This is a genomic window from Sulfurovum sp., assembly GCF_049668085.1.
Classification (GTDB): Bacteria; Campylobacterota; Campylobacteria; order Campylobacterales; family Sulfurovaceae; genus Sulfurovum.
The window spans coordinates 1-18,346 of the sequence record NZ_JBATIY010000085.1 but is presented as its reverse complement, the minus strand read 5'-3'; the positions used below and the strand labels follow the sequence as shown (position 1 = coordinate 18,346).

Genomic DNA, 18,346 nt, shown 5'->3' with positions numbered 1-18,346 from the left:
AAAGATGTCTAAAAATGATACAACTTTTCAAAAATACACAAGGTAAATTTGAGTAAAATCGGATTAATCATTGTCATGAAAATAAGATGACAAAGCAAGCTAAAAGGACAGGGAAATATGATCAGAGTTGTAAAACGAAATGGTAGAGTAGAAACTTTAGATGTAGCAAAGATTCAAAAGTATACGGCGGCATCAGTAGAAGGACTTATACGCGTAAGTCAAAGTGAACTTGAAGTAGATGCCAAACTCCAGTTTCGTGACATGATCAGTTCTGAAGAGATTCAGCAGACACTGATCAAAACAGCGGTTGACAAGATAGACATTGACAGACCAGACTGGACATTTGTTGCTTCAAGACTTTTCCTCTATGATATCTATCATAAGGTAACGGGCTTTACAGGCTATAATCATTTACGTGAACATTTTGAGCGTGGAGAGAAAGAGGGACGTATCGTTCTTGGATTAAAAGATAAATATGATCTTGATGATCTTAATGATTACATTAAACCTGAACGTGATCTACAGTTTACATATTTAGGTATCCGCACATTGTATGACAGATATTTACTAAAAGATCGTAGTGGCACACCTATAGAGTTGCCTCAACAACTCTTTATGGGTGTAGCAATGTTCTTGGCACAAAATGAGTTTGATTGTCAAACATGGGCGAAAAAGTTTTATGATATCTTGAGTAAGTTTGAAGTGATGGCAGCAACACCAACCTTGTCAAATGCAAGAACACCAAGACATCAGCTAAGCTCTTGTTACATCGGGTCAACACCTGACAACATTGAAGGTATCTTTGACGGATACAAAGAGATGGCACTGCTTTCCAAATTTGGTGGAGGGATCGGTTGGGACTGGTCTTTGGTTCGTGGTATGGGTTCATACATCGATGGGCATAAACATGCTGCGGGAGGTATCGTACCTTTCCTCAAGATCGCCAATGATGTTGCCATAGCTGTTGACCAACTTGGTACACGTAAAGGAGCTATAGCTGTTTACATAGAGCCATGGCATGTTGACATTCGTGACTTCCTTGACTTGAAGAAAAATTCAGGAGAGGAACGTCGTAGAGCACATGATCTTTTCCCTGCAATATGGCTTAATGATCTCTTTATGAAAAGAGTTGAAGCAGATGAGATGTGGACACTTTTTGATCCATTTGAAGTGACAGAACTGACAACACTCTACGGTGATGCATTTGAAGCACGTTATATAGAACTTGAAAATTCAGATGACAATATTACTAGAGAGAGAATCTCTGCAAAGAGTCTTTGGAAAGAGATGCTTCGTTCTTATTTTGAGACAGGAAATCCATTCCTTACATTTAAAGATACTGCGAATAAAGCAAATCCTAACAAACATGTAGGTGTTATTAGAAGTACGAACCTTTGTACAGAGATCTTCCAAAATACAGGACCGAATACATACAAAACACGGTTTACATTTGAAGATGGAAGCCAGGAAGCCTATGATGAAAATACGATGCTTACTGTTGACAATGGAACAACAAAGCCTGCTAAGAAAGTGACAGCACTTGACAGCCTAAATGGTAAACAGATCTGGATAGTAGATAAAGAGAAAACGGATGGAGACACGGCGGTATGTAACCTTGCATCTGTCAACCTTTCTAAAGTACATACACAAGAAGATCTAGAGCGTGTTGTGCCAACAGCGATCCGTATGCTTGACAATGTGATTGACTTAAACTTCTATCCTCTGGCTAAAGTAAAGAGGACCAATGAAAAGTCAAGATCTATAGGCCTTGGAGTAATGGGTGAAGCTCAAATGCTTGCAGAGTCACAGATAGAGTGGGGAAGCCATGAGCACTTTACAAAAGTAGATGAAGTAATGGAATCATTCTCTTACTATACTATTGAAGCATCAAGTAATCTTGCTTTGGAAAAAGGTCGATACCCAACCTTTGAAGGTTCGGACTGGTCTAAAGGTATTTTCCCGATAGACAAGGCAAATGAAAATGCTTGTAAACTGGTTGACAGAGGTGGACTCTTTGGTTACAGTCATGACTGGCAAGCACTCAAAGAGAAAGTAAAAACAGATGGTATGAGAAATGGATATCTTATGGCTATTGCACCGACGAGTTCTATCTCTATCTTGACAGGGACAACGCAAGCCATAGAGCCTGTCTATAAAAGAAAATGGTTTGAAGAGAACCTTTCAGGGCTGATTCCTGTAGTGGCTCCGAACCTTTCAGCAGATACCTGGCAGTACTATACACCAAGTTATGACCTAGATCAAAATGCGCTTATTAAAGCAGGGGCGATCAGACAGAAATGGTTAGACCAGGGACAAAGTCTTAACATCTTCATCACGCTTGACAAAGCGAGTGGTAAATACTTGAATGAGATCTATATGAATGCTTGGAAGTTTGGATTGAAGTCTACCTATTATTTGAGATCTCAGTCGCCTGAATCTTCTGGTGATGTTGAAGATCGTTCACAAGAGTGTGTAGGTTGTCAGTAGACTCAACTAATTGACAGAGGTAGAAAATGAATATACTAGATGCATCAATACTCTTTTCAAGAGCAGAAAATGTAAAGACACAGTTAGATTACATCCTGGGGCATGAAGCAATTTCTGAAAAGGATCGTCAAGTGTTTGCTTATATGGGTAGAACTCTTGATAAGATATACATGTCTGCCAATACTAGAAAGCATAGACAAGATCTACAAGACTTTATTGTACTTAATGGCGATAAAATTTATAAAAAGTATACTGAATTGTCTAATGTTGTCTTGAAAAATGATGACAGTGGATTGACAAGTGATGACTGTTATGAATTAAAGCTGGATCTGTAATTTAATTTTGTTTTCAAACGGTGTCTGGAAATGAAGAACTGAATATTTCTCTTTTTAAATCTTTTACTCCCCTTTCTTCTTCATTCCTTTTTTTCTTTGTTGATGCAACAAAAGAAAAAAACAAACCCAAAAAAAGCATCGTACCGATATACATAAAATAAAAATGCAAATTGCTAACGAGGGAAATTAGATTTTATAGCTATTTGACTTTTTTGAAGTAAATATATTATTGAAATGAATGGAAAAGTGAATAAAAGCCCTAAAATCACCATCAATCTATCTAACTCAAAAAATAACACACTTTAAACCCTTTTTTAACCTCTGATATGAAAAAAATAAAAAAAGCGCTTATTTTGGCCACTAAGAAGAGGCCATTTTGACGATAAAATGATAGTATTTCTTAGTCACCTGTGTAGAGTTGTCTTGGTCTTGCAATTTTGGATGTTTTGTCTTGTTTGAACTCTATCCATTGGGTGATCCATCCTACCGTTCGTCCTATAACAAAGATTGGGGTGAACATAGATTTTGGTATTTGAAGTGCCGTTAAAATAACACCTGAATAAAAGTCTATATTAGGATAGAGTTTACGTGAAACAAAATACTCATCATTGAGAGCGATCTCTTCTATTTTACTTGCGATGGCCATGAGTTCTGAATCGAGGTTGAGCTCAGCTTTGAGTTCATCTTGCAATCCTTTGAGGATCTTGGCACGCGGGTCAAAGTTTTTGTAGACTCTGTGTCCAAAACCCATAAGTCTAAAGTTGTCATTGGGGTCTTTTGCTCTTTTGATGAACGCTTCTACATTTTCGACGCTTCCTATATATTCAAGCTGGGCTATGACGGACTCATTTGCCCCACCATGAGCACGTCCCCAAAGTGCAGAGATACCTGAAGATATGGCCACATAAGGATGGGCACCTGTGGAAGCTACATTTCTTACTACCGTGGTTGAAGCATTTTGTTCATGGTCGGCATGTAGCGTAAAAATGGTATCCATAGCACGTATTTCTACTTCTTTTATTTTATCATGCCCATTGGGAGAGAGGTGCATTTTCCCTCCAGGGTAGGCACGCATCATCGTTAAAAAGTTTTCTGTAAAACCCAGATCTATATCAGGTTGTATAAAAGGTGTACCTATGGAGTGTCTGTAAGCAAACGCTGCAATGGTAGGGATCTTTGAAATAATGCGATGTGCCATCTCCAAATACTCTTCTTCATGTTCCATGTCCAGGTGATCATTGTAAAAGGTAGCAAGTGCAGTAACAGAGGCAGAGAGTGTTGCCATAGGGTGGGCATTGTCCGGAAAGGCATTAAAAAGGTGACGTAACCCTTCATGCAAAAATGCACGGTGACGTATCTCTAGATCGAAATCAGTAAGTTCTTCTTTAGTGGGGAGACGACTGTTGAGAAGAAGAAAACATGTTTCCAGGTAAGTATGTTCTGTTGCTAGATCTTCTATAGGAAAGCTTCGGTAGCGTAATTCTCCTTTTCCTCCATCAATAAAGGTGATTTTAGATTCACAACTTGCCGTAGAGGTGTATCCAGGATCAAAAGTAAACATACCTGTATCTTTAAAAAAAGTACGTATATCTACCACAGAAGGACCTCTTGTAGCCTCTAAGATATTATATTCGTATGTTTCCCCTGTATTGTTGTTCGTTAAAGTGATTGTGTTTTTTTGCATCAGCTAATTCCTTATTCTGACTTTTTTTCATTATAGCCAAAGTTAAGAGACTATCATAACTTTAATTTTTTAAGATCAATGTTTACGGAATGAAAGCCCTTCCCTGTGTACATATAGCAAATGATAACATAGAGGTGTAGAATGTATGTGTACTCTTCTACTCCGTCAGGTCTTTTAAGAATTGTGCCTCATCGAACGTTAAGTCAAGGAAATCTACGATTACCTTAAGGTCTCTTTCTGCATTCCCCAAACATGATGTCGCACCAGGACTTGGCGTCATGTTGAAGATCAGACCGTTACCTGGATTGATAGAAGCTTCACCGAGCATGAGCTTCTCTTTTTCTTTGTCTAGAACCTGTGGTCTAACGCCTCCAAATCCTTTTGCATAGGTGATCTCCTCTACACTTAAGGAAGGAACGATCTTTCTTGCATCCTGCACAAATAATTTTTTGTTGATAAATGGCACTTCAAATAAAAAGTTTTTAAATACGTAATTTCTAATATCGCTGTCTTTAAGCAGGTCCCAAAATATTTTGACTATTTTTGAGTCAAAATTTAGGGTCTTCCAAAAATCTAAATAGGTGCCAGGTTTAAATCTTTCAAGTTTTGGCAGCATAAGTGCTGTTGGACCAAACCTAGTTTTCCCTTCAGCCAAAATATCCGGATCTCCATGCAGTGCAGCAAAAGGAAGTTTATTGTTTTGAACCATGTAGACCTTACCGTTGAGAAAATTTCCATCGGTCATATAAAAACTACCTGCCATGGGTAAACAACCCATATGTGTTCCATAGCCCATTTGATGGGCTAAAAAGAGTGAATGTGCACCTGCATTTACCACAACAAAATTTGCCGTATACTCTTCGCCTTTAGTAGTCAATACTTTAAATGTTTTATCTTCCAGCTCTTCAATTGTCTCAACTTGTGAATGATAGAAGATGTCAGTAGTCGCATCAGATGCTTCTTGTGCCTCATTGGCCAAGGCTTCAGACATAGCCCCGAAGTCAACAGTAGTGTATTGTGTGGATGTTCCCATAGCGACGATAGGCTCCGGGCGTATCTTTGTCTGTTCTTTATCTGCGTAAACAACCTTTGGTTCCAATTCTTTTAATTTTTCAACATCCCAAAGTTCAAGATAGGGAAACAATTCTTTAAATTCATGGTATCTGTTCTCAATAAAACGTACTTCTTTTTTACCCACACCCAGCGCCATTTTTTGATGCGCAAACATTATCTTATCTTCAAGACCATACTGTAGACAAAATTTTTCTACCATTTTTGCTGTTCTTTTGGTAACCTTTGCCTTTTCTAGCGTATAGTTTGTTTCTATGTCTCCTATATGTATCGTTTGAGAGTTACTTGTGCCTTTAGAATTCAGGGTCGATAAGGCTTCATATTTCTCAAGCAGACACATAGATTTAACATTTGTGTATTTTGCTAACTCATAAAAAAGAGCTGTTCCGGAGATTCCTCCCCCTACGATTAAAACATCATAATGTTTTTGTTTCACTGTATGCTTCTCCATATTCTTTTAAAGTGCCTCTAATTTCATCGCGATATCTTCAGCGATCTTTTCATAATTTTTTATGTCCAATAATCTTTTTTGACCCTTAATCCCGACTTCAGTGATAGAGTCTTTACTTAAAGAGATGATATATTCGAGTTTTTCTTTTATCGCATCACGTTCAAACTTGCTGAACCAAGCATCATTACAATCTGTAAAGACCGTGTTGGTATGCTCAGTACCTGTCATGATACAAGGAATGGCAGAAGTGTAATAGTCAAATATTTTGACAGGCGTTGAAGTATTATAGACGGGGTAATCTGGTAAAAGAGCCACACCTATATCTGCTTTGGCAATGAGATCGAGCAACGCATCTTTCGTTTTTGCATTGTGAATTTCAATGTTGTTTTCAAATCCTTTGTATTGACTAACCAGTTGATGTGCATACTGAGGGTCTCTGGTTGAAATAATAAGTTTCCAAGTAGCGGAATCCAGTTGTGAAAATGCATCTAAAACCGTTTCAAATTCTCTTACTTTGTCCAACGTTCCTGAGTAGAAGAATCTTTTTTCTTCTCCTCTGTGTTGTATGTTTGGATGGAGCATCTTCGGATCTATTCCTGGAGGGCAAATAATGGTTTTTGTCGTAACATGAGGGAAAAACTCTTTGTGCATACTTGGGGAAGTGGGCAAAAATGCATCACACTCATTGATGATCTTTGTTTCATTAAACGTTTTAAACTTATCTGTCATCTTGTCTAAAAAAGTGGTCTCTCCCTCAGCGATACAGCATCTGATCTGTACTCTTCTTTTTGGAATGGAGAGTCTAAAAGCGGTTTTATAATGGTATTTCTTTTTTTCTTCGAGTACATGTTGCATGAGACTTATATCGTTTCTAACCATGATATAGTCATAACTATCAATAGGAACATCATTTCTGTTCAGTTCATCAAGAAGTATATTTTTGTATCTTGTAGGCATAGTAAATCTATGCGAGTCTTTTTGTTCAAAGTCAGATTTAAATTCTGTAAAATAGACAATGTCAACCGTTAAATGCTTTTTCAGATATGTTTCAAACAAAGGAGCTATGAAACTATGATCCATGTATTCATCTTGGTCTGTAATATATAATAGTTTTTTCATACAAATACCTCTCAATACGCTTTTGGTTTTAACTATGTAATAGTAGTATGATTTAGCTATAATCCAACTCAAAAAAGGAAATTATGATGAAAAGTTTTGAAAATGTAAGTGTAGAACTAGAGGGTAACAGCTATTTTGATGGGAACGTTACAAGCCGTACGGTAAATTTTGCAGATGGAAGTAAAAAAACATTAGGATTTATGTTGCCTGGTGAGTATGAATTTGGTACTGCAGCAGCAGAGTTAATGGAGATCACATCTGGAGAACTGGAAGTAAAATTACCAGGAAGTGATGTATGGGTCAGCATCAATGGCGGAGAGTCTTTTGATGTACCAGCAAACAGTAAATTTCTGGTAAATGTGAAAACAATTACTGATTACTGTTGTTCTTATCTGTAGGTTCCACAATAAGTACACACAGGAAAAGTACAATATCAACATGAAAACATAGAGGCTCTCCTCCTCCCTTTTATATAGGCCTCTATGGTTTTCTAGGCAGCTTTTTATTTTATTTCGCATCCATGAATTCTTCTCTGGATACCCTTTTCTCAAACATTCCAAAACATATAAAAGCTGCTTTATTTCTAAACTCCATTCCAAAATAGTTATGCTATAGTATAGTATTCTTGGAAAATAATTCACACTTACTTCATACTATGAGACTATACTAATAGTATGAAAATCCTGAAGGGTTCTTTTCCCTTTTCCCACTTTAGATCCTCAGGGTTTTCAAGGCAACTTTTTATTTTTATTGCATCCCTGTCTCCCATTTTGGATGTGTATCTTTTTTTTAAGTATTTTTTCTTAGAAAGTTGCCAAAAATCACTTATTACTTCTTTTCCTTATCTATATATGCATCTCTAGATCATGCTACATTTTGATCATAAGCTTACCTCATTACTAAAATATCCAATGCGTTTTAAGGCTCTACCTGCTACGATTTCAAACAGTAGTTTGCGTTTGTCTTTTTCTCAATCATTCATGGACTTATTCAGGCTAAACAATCAGCCAAAATGTGTATAATGTTTTAAAAACATAGATGAAAAAACTATCAAGGTATACAGATGGAACGAAAAAGAATATACAACCCTGACTCAGAAGAAAGAACAAGCGACCGTAAGATATTTGGTGGGGATCCTACCGGGATATTTGAACTCAATGATATTAAGTATCAATGGGCGTATAACCTTTGGGAGATGATGCTGAATAACTCGTGGTATCCAAAAGAAGTGGATATGACACGTGATGTGAATGATTATAAACATCTTACAGATTCAGAGAAATCGGCTTACGATAAAGTACTGGCGCAGCTTATCTTTATGGATTCTTTACAGACAAATAATATTATCGATAACTTGAACCCATTTATAACTGCACCAGAGGTAAACTTGATTTTGGTACGACAGGCGTTTGAAGAGGCATTGCATTCTCAGAGTTATGCGGTAATGGTTGACAGTATATCGACCAATTCTCAAGAGATCTATGAACTCTGGCGAAGAGATATGATGCTGAAGACTAAAAATGATGCTATTGCTAACGTTTATGAAGAGCTTTCAAATAATCCAACAGATACAAACATTGTGAAAGCGATGTTTGCCAATCAAATTCTTGAAGGTATTTACTTTTATAGTGGTTTTGCGTATCTTTATACGCTGGCACGTTCAGACAAGATGCTTGGAACAGCACAGATGATACGTTTTATCCAGAGAGATGAAGTGACACACCTTCTTTTGTTCCAAAACATGATCAATTCAACTAAAAAAGAGCGTCCGGAACTTTTTACTAAAGAGCTGGAGGAAGAAGTATATCAGATGTTTAGGGATGCGGTAAAACTTGAATCTGAATGGGGTGCATATATTACACAAGGGCAGATACTTGGACTTACAGATGATATTATCGAACAGTATATCAAGTATCTTGCGGACAAAAGACTTCATGCAGTAGGTATGGAAAAGATCTATAATGTAGAACATCCTATTAAGTGGGTAGATAACTTTTCGCAGTTCAATGACCAAAAGACAAACTTCTTTGAAGGGAATGTAACGAATTACTCCAAAGGAAGTCTGGATCTGGACGACTTTTAGGTCTTACTATGTTAAACATGCCTAAAACTATGGAAGTTGTGACTCTGCAGCTTCCTTCTCATAAACGGTATCAGGAAAACCTGGACACTCTTCTCTTTCATTTAAAAGAACATCAAGACAAACACATTGTTGTTGCACCCGAAGTATTTTTGACAGCGCTTGATTATGAGCATATGGCAACGGCTGCAAAATTTTCAGCCAATGCGCTTAAAGCACTGAAAAAAGAGGTAAATGAGCAGATAGTTGTTTTAACGCTTATCCTTGAAGAGGGAGATAATTTTGTGAACCAGGCGGTGGTGATCCATAAGCATAAAATTATACACAGGCAAGAGAAAGTAAAACTTTTTAAACTTGGTGATGAAGATCTCTATTTCCAGGCAGGGAAAAAGAAAAAAATCAAACCATTTGAAATAGAAGGGGTGAAGTATGCGCTGCTTATCTGTTTTGAGTTACGATTTAAAGAGTTATGGGCGCAGGTAGAGGGTGCCGATGTGGTGATCGTTCCTTCAAGATGGGGGAAGCTACGTAAAACACACATGGAAGTACTTTCACGAGCACTGGCAGTGATGAATCAGTGTTATGTGATCGTTTCAAACTCTTCTGATGAAGACATGGCAAGTTCATCCTGCATTATTTCTCCTACAGGAGAAGTGATAATGAATGATAAACTAGAGGCGGTAGAGGGAAGTATAGATTTCAGGGAAATCAAAAAAATGCGTCGATATATAGTGATGGACTAGAGGAATATACATAATCGCAAAAGCCTTTTTAACTAGATTTTAGATAGAATGCCTGCATTATTTGGGGGATGAGGTATTTACACGTATGATAAAAGCTAGACAGCGACAAAATCTTGTCACAGAAATCGAAAAACACTTTGCATTGGATGAGCATGTCAGAGAGGCATTTTTGGCTGTTGACAGAGAGACCTTTGTCCCCTCACAGTTTAAACATCTTTCTTACCAGCTAGAAGCCCTTCCTTTAGCCGCAAGCCAGTGGATATCTTCTCCTTTGACTGTCGCCAAAATGACACAGCACTTAGAACTTAAAGGTGTTGACTCAGTACTTGAAGTCGGCTGCGGAAGTGGTTATCAGGCAGCAATACTCAGTAATATCTGTCGTCGTGTATTTACGATAGAACGTATCGATGAGCTTCTTAAAGAAGCGAAAACCCGTTTTGCTGCACTTGAGATAAACAATATCATCACACGTTTTGACGATGGACAAAGAGGGTGGAAACAGTACGCTCCTTTTGAACGTATCCTGTTTTCTGCAACAGCCAAAGAGATCCCTGAAGTGCTTTTTGAACAATTGGCTGAAGGTGGTATCTTAGTGGCTCCTGTGGAAGAGGCTGAAAATTATCATATCATCACACGTTATTATAAGAAAAATGGTCGTATCACTTCTGAAACGATAGAACAGTGTCTTTTTGTCCCTGTACTTGACGGTACACAAAAGTAGATCAATCACCATCATTGCATGCATACATCACTGAAAAAGCTTCTATGAAATAGAAGTTCAGTCATGGTTTTTTTAAATATTTCTAAAAACAAGCACAGCAATTACTTTCTCTTTTGACAAACGATCAATATTGCTTCCTGTAAACCTTTCATTAAACTTATGCTATCATTTACAAAATTGTAAACAGGGATGGATATGGAAAAGTTGATGAAGCCTGCAGAGTATGCACAAAAGCTTGGTATCTCTAGACAAGCGGTCTATGCGAAGATCAAAAGAGGAATATTGACAGCAAAGAATGTAGAGGGAAAACTTTACATTGTAGTTGACAAAGAGACAAGTAATACCCCTAAGAAAACAACTGTAGAGGAGAAGTCAACTACGTCTCCTGCAGCATCCCCTGCTTCTGAAAGCAAAGCTAATACCCGTGATTACAAGGCACTTCTCAAAGCCAAAGATGAGACGATCTCTGTACTCAAAGGTACAGTCAAGGACCTCAAAAAATCCAATAAACAGATCACTACTACACTTAAAGGGGAGATTGACTTGCTCAAAGAGGCATTTTACGAGATGCGTACACTCTATGTCCATCAATTGGAGCAAAAAAAGTCTCATGAAGTAGAAGAAGCCATAGAGGTCATGACGGATGAAGTGGTGACCGAAGAGGATGAGGGGCGATGGATAGGCGTGAAAAAATTCTTTAAACAATACAAGATCACTAAAGAAAATGCACAGACCAAGATCATGAAACGTTTGAAGAAAGCCTACAAATCAGGTGATGAACGTATCATGAAAGTTGAGAATAAACTCAAATTCAACGCAAACAAAAGTTATAAGGATATCTTAAAATAATACATCTATACGAAGAGCCCCACAAGTTTACTTACCACCTCATCATCCGTAAAGATCTTCACAGAACGTATATCATAACGGGCAAAATGTTCAGCCAGTTTTTCGTCGTTCTCTTTGAGTTTTGCAAGATATTTCTCTATACTTCTTTGACCAAAATAGGTGTCCATCTTCTTCTTGTCCTGTGGAGAAGAGAGTGTTACTTCTCCAAGTCTTTTTGGCATTTCTTCTTCTCTGTCCCTGATAACGACAGCAATGACTTCATGTTTTTGTGAGAGGAGAGACAGGTCTACCTCTTCTAAAAAGTCGCTCAGTACAAACAAAAGAGAAGGCTTGTGAAGTCTTCTAAAAAGGTCTTGAACAGCAGTGTGGTAGTCAAGGCTAGTGTTCAGCAGTGAGGCTTCAAAAAGGGTTTTGGAAAACTGCTCTATGTGATACAATTGTTTGGTGGGAGGGGTAGCGTTAGTGCTCTCCTTCGTATAGCTTAATCCTGTAAAAAGGTCACTGTTCTGCTGCGCAGCATAGCCCAGGAGTGTGGCAACCTCGGTAAGCTTTTCCTGTTTAGCCTTTCCTGGACCAAAATAGAGGCTTGCATCCATGAATGCAGCTACTACAACAGAGAGTTCGCGGTTGGCATGCAACTCTTTTATATAGGGTTTTCCGAGCTTTGCCGTGATGGTCCAGTTTATCTTACGGATATCATCACCAATCTGATACTCCCTCAACTCTGAAAAGTCATACCCCTCTCCATGGAGCTTGGAGAGGTTATGTCCGCTAAGCAGAGTATAGACTTGATGTCTCGCTTTGAGTTGGAGGGCTTTAAGGGCTGCGTTCATTAGGGTATCGGTAGCGTCTCAATGATCGTAGAGATGATCTCATCTGTATGTATACCTTTGGCTCTTGCTTCATAAGAAAGAACGATACGGTGACGCAGTACATTGTGGATCACATACCCTATGTCTGCAGGGCTTACAAAATCATTGCCACGTAAAAAGGCTTTCGCTTTAGAAGCTTTATAGAGGTCTATCGAGGCTCTGGGACTTGCCCCGAACATGATGTTTTCTGCAATGCTCTCTAATCCAAATCTCTCCGGTTCCCTTGTAGCAGTGATGATCTGTACCATATAGCGTTCAAGTTCTTCGTCTACATGCACGTTTTTGATCTCATCCTGAAGCGCATGGAGTTCTTGAATGCTAAGCACCGCTTGTACTTCCCCAAAACTCTTACTGGCAGCTTTTCTCATGATCTCAAGCTCTTCTGCTTCACTGTTATGCTGTACAACGATCTTCATCATAAACCTGTCCAATTGAGCTTCCGGAAGGGCATAAACACCCTCTTGCTCTATAGGGTTCTGTGTGGCCATGACCAGAAAAGGACTGTCAAGTTTAAATGTCTCTTCAGCAATGGTGACTTGTCTCTCCTGCATCACTTCAAGCAGGGCAGACTGTACTTTGGCAGGGGCACGGTTGATCTCATCAGCCAGGAGGAGATGGGTAAAAAGAGGCCCTTTTTTGATACTGAAACTATGGTCTTCGGGATTATAGATCTGTGCACCGATGATGTCAGAAGGTAAGAGGTCAGGAGTGAACTGTATACGTTTAGAGTCTAATCCTATGGCACTGGAAAGTGCATTGATGGTAGTGGTCTTCGCTAGCCCTGGTACCCCTTCAACAAGGATGTGCCCATCACAAAGCAGTCCAATGAGTAAACCTTCTATCATCGCATCCTGTCCGATAACTGCCTTGCTTAGTTCTTTTTTGAGTAGAGTTATTTGTTCATTCATATCTGTTCTTCTGCCTCTTGTTTGACTTTGTTCAAATTAATTTTACCATTTCCATATAAAGAAGCTTCCAATTTTTCTATACTTGGGGTAAAACGTTTATTGTCTGCTGCGATAAGCACTTGCAGTAAAGCTTTTTCATCTTTACAGTCCTGTATCTTTTGAATTAACGGATGACGTGTGTTGGAGATACTTTTCTTTTTCCATTTCCAACTAAGTGCAGTCAGGTATCCTGCAGTAAATACCACTATATAACCCAATAGTGTACTGAGCCAGGACCAGTCCTCTTCTAGCATATCAGGTGCGTCTATAGTATCAACTAAACTGTCCGTCACTACCTCCTGGATGTCAAAGTGTTGTTCAGGCACCGTGAGGGTATAGCTTATTTCTGTTTTAGGGTTAAAAGCCTTGAGTACAAGAGGGGGAAGGGTAAAGCTTGTACTGTGAGAAAGTGCCATAGGATAAGTGACATTACTTTGTGTACCTACCGTATTTGCAAAAGAGTTAACGATAGGTTTTTCTGTAAAGCGTGTAAAGTTACCCTCTTGAGGGAGAAGCGTATCTAGCAGTGGAGGGTACCCAAGACCTTTGATCTGTACCTGAAAAGGCAGCGGTTCGTACGCTTTGGCCTGGTGTTTTTTAATGCTGTGCGTCAGGGTGAAATCGCCTACAAGTGTTGTCCCTGAAGGTAAAGGTTTCACTTTCAGTTCTACCGGCGGCAAGATAACATTGGTATCAACGGTTACCAGTCCTTTTACATTATCTCTGTCTCCTGAGAAGCTGTAGGCAACACTGTCATCGGTCGTTACCTTTTTGAGAAGGTTGAATGTTACATTGATATCACCGGAGCGTAAAGGGTAGATGAGATAAACATAATGTATTTTGGCATTGTGATAGCTGTCAGTCTCTTTGATATCAAGTCTTTGAAACGTGTAATCTTCACTCTTATTAATGGTCAAGTTAAAGAGCAGAACGACATCATGATTGGTTTGATTCACATCAAGCGTAAGGATAACGGGTTCTTTGACATAAGGACTTTGAGTATTTGCATTAAAAGCGTAGGTAAAATCTTCTGCCTGAAGCGATATGAAGCTCAGAAGGAAAAAGATTAAACATGCATATGTCTTACCAAGGTTGTTTTTCACGTATGTATCCTTCATTTATGAGCTCATAGACCTTAGAACCCAACGGGTGTTGTTCCTCACTGCCATCACTTAAGAGTTTATTCTTTTCCTGCTCTTTTTGTGTCTGGCTCTCTCCCCCACCACCACTTCCGGAACTGGGTTCATCTTCAGATCTTGACTCTTTTTCCTCTTGTCCTTCCTGGGACTCACTTTTGCTGGAAGAAGAATCTTGTGACTTAGGATGGGCGATGCCAAGGTCTGCACTCTTTTTGTCACTAAGTAGTGCCACAAGTTGCAGGTTATATCTTGCATCTTCATCGTCACCCAATTGTAATGTTTTAGTATAGTAAATTTTGGCTTTATCATACGATTCGAGCATAGCATAGGCATTGGCTATGTTGTAGTAGAGTTGCTGTTTGATATTCGGCGAGGTGGAACGGATCGATTTATAGGTCTGTATGGCTTTTTTAAATGCACGCTGCTTGTAGTAGCTATTGGCCAGCAATATTTGGCTTTGCAGGGAGCGCACTTTAATCTGTTTTAGCTGGCTTCTTGTCTCGTTGAGATCAGATCCTTTATAGCTTTTGTAGGCACTATGAAGATGGTAGTTGTCAAGCATAGATGCTTCGGCCTGAAGTCCGAAAAAGGTAAAAAGTACGAGGAGGTATTTGACTGCACGGGTATGTACCATAAAGAATAACAAAAGAGCCAAGAGTAAAGGTATCTGATAGAGCTCGAGGTAATGTCGCTGCATCTTCTGCACATTTTGCGCGTTACTCTCATTTTTTTGCAGGGCATCATTGAGGTTGTCAGCGGTTGCTGTGGCTGTGCTTGATGGGGTAATGTAGGCACCCGAGACGGAAGAAGCAAGAGATGCCAAAAGCGGATTGACACGAGAGATGACAAGGTTGCCCTCTTTGTCTTTAAGCAGGCTGCCGTCTTTGTTCTTGATAGTGGTTCCCTGTGTGGTTCCCAGGGCTAAGATGCTTAATGAGATATCAGCATTTTGTACAAGAGGAGTCAGCTTCTCAAGGGTTTCTTCTTCTCCTCCATCTGTCATCAGGATGAGGTTTTTGTGCCCCATCTTCATGGAAGCCAGTTTCTTAAACAGCTTTTCCAGAGAGGTCCCTTTGGTCAGGATGAACTCCGGATTAAGGTTTTGCAATGCAATGTTGATGAGTGTATGATCTGTGGTAGGAGGAGAGAGCAGCAGAGGGTTGGTTGTAAATGCAATGAGCATGATGTTGTCACCAGGGTTTTGCTGAAGCAAAGCAGCAATGGTCTCTTTGGCAAAATCATAACGGGTAGGTGCTATGTCCTCTGCCTTCATAGAATAAGAGACATCCAGCGCGATAATGATATCTTTTGCTTCTATACTTGCTTCTTGCAACGCTTCTTTCTGTACTGGACGGCTGAGTGCCAGTACGATAAGCATAAGAATGATGAGGTGTACAGATGTGATCAGTTTACGTGGACTACTCCATAAAAGTAATGCTAAAGGAAGGAGCAACCATAAAAAACTTGGCGTGAGAAGTGTCATTTTTCAGCCCTTTTTGTACCCAGTACCCAGAGTAAAAGCAAGATAAATACCAGACCTAGAGGATACTGTATGAGCAGTCTTTGATTGAGATAGTTTTCGCTTCTGATCGCGCTGGGTTCCAAAGTATTGATCTCTTTATAGATTTGAGATAGGGCTTTTGCCGAAGAAGCGGCGTAACTTTTAGCACCACTTTGCTTCGCGATGGTCTCTAGCAAAGAGACATCATAATCAGACTTCTTTCCTATACCTATCGTATAGATCTTGATGCCAGCCTCTTTTGCTTTTTTGACTGCTTCTTTAGGGGAAGATTTCCCTGCATTATGGTATCCGTCTGTGAGTAAAACAATCGCTTTATTTTTGGCTTGGCCATAAGAGAGTGTACGTATGGACTGCATGATGGCATCACCTAAAGCTGTGCTCTCTCCGGCAAGTCCAGCATTGGTCATCTCCAACAGGTAAGAGAGAGATTCAAGGTCATAGGTCAGAGGCGAGGCTGTGTAAGCAAAGGTACCAAAAACGACAACCCCCATGTTGTCATCAAAACGTTTTGCTATGAAGTCTTTGGAGAGCGTTTGTGTGATCGCATATTTGGTTTGAAACCTGTCTTTTGCATCAAACCCGCTCTGTGCCATAGAACCGCTTGCATCGATAGCCAGAATGAGATCCCGTCCTTTTTTGTGCTGATCAGCACTGGCATCATAGACAAAAGGTTTGGCAAGGGCAAAGACCATCAGTGTGAACAGTGCCATTTTGAGCCATGGTTCCCAGCTTAAAAGAGGACTCTGTCTTGTCACCCATGACAACTTGGGGAAATAGTAAGGTTTACTGTATTGTTTACACCAGAGAAAACAAGGCAACAGAAAAAGAAGAACCAATAGGTATGGCGAACCAAATGTAAAATGCATGGGGATATTCTAGCACTTATATGGTTATTTTAGTATAATAACTTCATGAATAAATTACTTAAGATCACTACTTCGATACTATTATTTCTCTTGCTCACCATTGTGGGCCTCTATTTTCTTACTTTTAGTCCCATAGGCAGTAGTCTCTTAAAGCCTTACATCAAAAAAGAGTTAGAAGAAAAGATAGGCATGCCTGTGGAGATCAATACCTTTGATCTTGAATATGGAACATCAAGTTTAGACTTTAGTATTGATAAGCAAGCCGATGTACATATCGAAGTATCACAGTACGATCTATTGAATGATTCCTATGAAGGTGTATATCATATAAAAACCGAGCAGTTTGTCTATAAGAATAAGAAGGTAAATAATGCAGATATCAAAGGAAAATTCAAATATATGCCTGAAGAAGTCTATGTCGATGGAAACGGGACTGCACTGAATGCAAAAGTAGACTACCGTTTGAATATTATCGAAAACCTTCCTCAGCAAATTTTACTTAATATCAAAGATGCACAACTCTCTGAAATCTTACAGCTCGCAGGACATCCTGACATCGCACACGGGAAAATAGATGTGAAGATCAATATCCCTGATATGGGTGGAGATCAAGAAGATATATATGGGTATATTGAACTTAAAAAGTCCTATTTCAATCCTAAACGTCTGAAAGAACTGTACGATTATACTGTGCCTGAAAAAAGTTATGTGTATGGAAGAATAGATGGAAACTTGGAGGGGGAAAATGTTAAATTAGTAGGAGATATACAGAGTAATTTATTTGTCTTGCAGATAAAAAATGCTTTGGTAAGCCTATTTTCCGAAGACTGGAGTGGGGAGTATGATCTAGATGTAAAAGATATGCGTATATTGACAAAAAATAAGCTTGTAGGTGTTTTAGACCTGCAAGGAAAAGTGAAAGGGAAAAGTAAAGAAGCTTGGATTACGGCCAAAAGTAATTCTTTGGATGGAGATCTTCGTTTTTATGTATATCAGGGAGTTGAGATTACTGTTGAAAAAGTTGCATTAGAGAAAGTATTGACTTTATTAAAACAACCTGATTATGCGACAGGGAAACTTAGAGGTTTTGTTAAGCTATATTGGTTTCCTTCAGATTCTGCAAAAATTGGCAAAGTCCTGACTTGGCACAAGTGGACAGCTTTTTCCCATGACTTACACATCGATAAAGGGATATTGACACCTAAGGCCATAGAAAAAATGGCACCATATAAAATCCCTGTCAATAATTCATTTTCACTTGAAACCAAAGGGAAGATAGCTAAAGGATCTATAAAAAAACTCAAAGCAAATGCCAAAGTTGATTCAACATTTTCAGATCTGACACTCTCTTCATTAGAATATGACTTCCATAAGAAAATATGGACTTCAAAATATGATCTATTGGTTCATGATATCAACACACTTCTTCCCAAAGCAAAAGTGAAAAAAAATACCCCACT

At 39.0% G+C, this 18,346-nt stretch carries 16 protein-coding genes; 8 read left to right on the top strand and 8 right to left on the bottom strand.

Going from position 1 to position 18,346, the window contains the following annotated elements; translation table 11 throughout:
- The first annotated feature begins 117 nt into the window (after positions 1 to 117).
- Positions 118 to 2,487, top strand: coding sequence for a ribonucleoside-diphosphate reductase subunit alpha (locus WBM70_RS05405; RefSeq protein WP_424557492.1), 2,370 nt, complete (start codon positions 118 to 120; stop codon positions 2,485 to 2,487).
- 26 nt (positions 2,488 to 2,513) lie between these two features.
- On the top strand, positions 2,514 to 2,822 hold the full coding sequence (locus WBM70_RS05400; RefSeq protein ID WP_424557491.1) for a hypothetical protein: 309 nt from the start codon (positions 2,514 to 2,516) through the stop codon (positions 2,820 to 2,822).
- A 400-nt stretch (positions 2,823 to 3,222) separates the two neighbouring features.
- Here the strand turns inward: WBM70_RS05400 and WBM70_RS05395 are convergent, their stop codons facing one another.
- From WBM70_RS05395 to WBM70_RS05385, 3 genes are all read right to left on the bottom strand, one after another.
- Positions 3,223 to 4,506, bottom strand: a complete 1,284-nt coding sequence (locus WBM70_RS05395) for a citrate synthase (RefSeq protein ID WP_424557490.1) — start codon at positions 4,504 to 4,506, stop codon at positions 3,223 to 3,225.
- Between the two features lie 157 nt (positions 4,507 to 4,663).
- Positions 4,664 to 6,013: an FAD-dependent oxidoreductase gene (locus WBM70_RS05390; protein WP_424557489.1), complete on the bottom strand. Its 1,350-nt coding sequence runs from the start codon at positions 6,011 to 6,013 to the stop codon at positions 4,664 to 4,666.
- 21 nt (positions 6,014 to 6,034) lie between these two features.
- Positions 6,035 to 7,147, bottom strand: coding sequence for a glycosyltransferase (locus tag WBM70_RS05385; RefSeq protein WP_424557488.1), 1,113 nt, complete (start codon positions 7,145 to 7,147; stop codon positions 6,035 to 6,037).
- 86 nt (positions 7,148 to 7,233) lie between these two features.
- On the opposite strand from WBM70_RS05385, the gene WBM70_RS05380 reads away from it, so the two are divergent.
- The 5 genes from WBM70_RS05380 (at position 7,234) to WBM70_RS05360 (ending at position 11,540) form a co-directional block, all read left to right on the top strand.
- On the top strand, positions 7,234 to 7,545 hold the full coding sequence (locus WBM70_RS05380) for a pyrimidine/purine nucleoside phosphorylase (RefSeq protein WP_424557487.1): 312 nt from the start codon (positions 7,234 to 7,236) through the stop codon (positions 7,543 to 7,545).
- Positions 7,546 to 8,210: 665 nt separating this feature from the next.
- Positions 8,211 to 9,230, top strand: a complete 1,020-nt coding sequence (locus WBM70_RS05375) for a ribonucleotide-diphosphate reductase subunit beta (RefSeq protein ID WP_424557486.1) — start codon at positions 8,211 to 8,213, stop codon at positions 9,228 to 9,230.
- Positions 9,231 to 9,238: 8 nt separating this feature from the next.
- The gene (locus WBM70_RS05370) at positions 9,239 to 9,970 is read left to right on the top strand and encodes a carbon-nitrogen hydrolase family protein (RefSeq protein ID WP_424557485.1); all 732 of its coding nucleotides are present in this window, start codon (positions 9,239 to 9,241) and stop codon (positions 9,968 to 9,970) included.
- A gap of 85 nt (positions 9,971 to 10,055) precedes the next feature.
- Positions 10,056 to 10,691, top strand: coding sequence for a protein-L-isoaspartate(D-aspartate) O-methyltransferase (locus WBM70_RS05365; protein ID WP_424557484.1), 636 nt, complete (start codon positions 10,056 to 10,058; stop codon positions 10,689 to 10,691).
- Between the two features lie 195 nt (positions 10,692 to 10,886).
- The gene (locus WBM70_RS05360) at positions 10,887 to 11,540 is read left to right on the top strand and encodes a DUF3972 domain-containing protein (protein WP_424557483.1); all 654 of its coding nucleotides are present in this window, start codon (positions 10,887 to 10,889) and stop codon (positions 11,538 to 11,540) included.
- Positions 11,541 to 11,545: 5 nt separating this feature from the next.
- Here WBM70_RS05360 and WBM70_RS05355 read toward each other — a convergent pair whose 3' ends face one another.
- Genes WBM70_RS05355 through WBM70_RS05335 form a run of 5 tightly spaced genes read right to left on the bottom strand, consistent with a single transcriptional unit; the run spans position 11,546 to position 16,886 of the window.
- Positions 11,546 to 12,373 (bottom strand): DUF58 domain-containing protein, encoded by an 828-nt coding sequence (locus tag WBM70_RS05355; protein WP_424557482.1) that lies wholly within the window; start codon positions 12,371 to 12,373, stop codon positions 11,546 to 11,548.
- On the bottom strand, positions 12,373 to 13,320 hold the full coding sequence (locus tag WBM70_RS05350; protein ID WP_424557481.1) for an AAA family ATPase: 948 nt from the start codon (positions 13,318 to 13,320) through the stop codon (positions 12,373 to 12,375). The genes WBM70_RS05355 and WBM70_RS05350 overlap by 1 nt, the downstream gene beginning before the upstream one ends.
- Entirely contained in the window at positions 13,317 to 14,462 is a 1,146-nt protein-coding gene (locus tag WBM70_RS05345) for a hypothetical protein (RefSeq protein ID WP_424557480.1), read from the bottom strand. The genes WBM70_RS05350 and WBM70_RS05345 overlap by 4 nt, the downstream gene beginning before the upstream one ends.
- Positions 14,443 to 15,981, bottom strand: a complete 1,539-nt coding sequence (locus WBM70_RS05340) for a VWA domain-containing protein (protein ID WP_424557479.1) — start codon at positions 15,979 to 15,981, stop codon at positions 14,443 to 14,445. Before WBM70_RS05340 ends, WBM70_RS05345 begins: the two co-directional genes overlap by 20 nt.
- Positions 15,978 to 16,886 (bottom strand): vWA domain-containing protein, encoded by a 909-nt coding sequence (locus WBM70_RS05335; RefSeq protein ID WP_424557478.1) that lies wholly within the window; start codon positions 16,884 to 16,886, stop codon positions 15,978 to 15,980. Before WBM70_RS05335 ends, WBM70_RS05340 begins: the two co-directional genes overlap by 4 nt.
- Before the next feature lie 45 nt (positions 16,887 to 16,931).
- Here WBM70_RS05335 and WBM70_RS05330 point away from each other — a divergent pair.
- A partial coding sequence (locus tag WBM70_RS05330; RefSeq protein WP_424557477.1) for a hypothetical protein occupies positions 16,932 to 18,346 on the top strand: 1,415 nt, incomplete at its 3' end.

Bases quoted from the DNA above. Each gene is read 5' to 3' on its own strand.
- WBM70_RS05335 (WP_424557478.1), bottom strand. From the start codon at position 16,886: ATGCATTTTACATTTGGTTCGCCATACCTATTGGTTCTTCTTTTTCTG.
- WBM70_RS05405 (WP_424557492.1), top strand. From the start codon at position 118: ATGATCAGAGTTGTAAAACGAAATGGTAGAGTAGAAACTTTAGATGTA.
- WBM70_RS05340 (WP_424557479.1), bottom strand. From the start codon at position 15,981: ATGACACTTCTCACGCCAAGTTTTTTATGGTTGCTCCTTCCTTTAGCA.
- WBM70_RS05385 (WP_424557488.1), bottom strand. From the start codon at position 7,147: ATGAAAAAACTATTATATATTACAGACCAAGATGAATACATGGATCAT.
- WBM70_RS05370 (WP_424557485.1), top strand. From the start codon at position 9,239: ATGTTAAACATGCCTAAAACTATGGAAGTTGTGACTCTGCAGCTTCCT.
- WBM70_RS05400 (WP_424557491.1), top strand. From the start codon at position 2,514: ATGAATATACTAGATGCATCAATACTCTTTTCAAGAGCAGAAAATGTA.
- WBM70_RS05350 (WP_424557481.1), bottom strand. From the start codon at position 13,320: ATGAATGAACAAATAACTCTACTCAAAAAAGAACTAAGCAAGGCAGTT.
- WBM70_RS05380 (WP_424557487.1), top strand. From the start codon at position 7,234: ATGAAAAGTTTTGAAAATGTAAGTGTAGAACTAGAGGGTAACAGCTAT.
- WBM70_RS05395 (WP_424557490.1), bottom strand. From the start codon at position 4,506: ATGCAAAAAAACACAATCACTTTAACGAACAACAATACAGGGGAAACA.
- WBM70_RS05355 (WP_424557482.1), bottom strand. From the start codon at position 12,373: ATGAACGCAGCCCTTAAAGCCCTCCAACTCAAAGCGAGACATCAAGTC.
- WBM70_RS05360 (WP_424557483.1), top strand. From the start codon at position 10,887: ATGGAAAAGTTGATGAAGCCTGCAGAGTATGCACAAAAGCTTGGTATC.
- WBM70_RS05365 (WP_424557484.1), top strand. From the start codon at position 10,056: ATGATAAAAGCTAGACAGCGACAAAATCTTGTCACAGAAATCGAAAAA.
- WBM70_RS05375 (WP_424557486.1), top strand. From the start codon at position 8,211: ATGGAACGAAAAAGAATATACAACCCTGACTCAGAAGAAAGAACAAGC.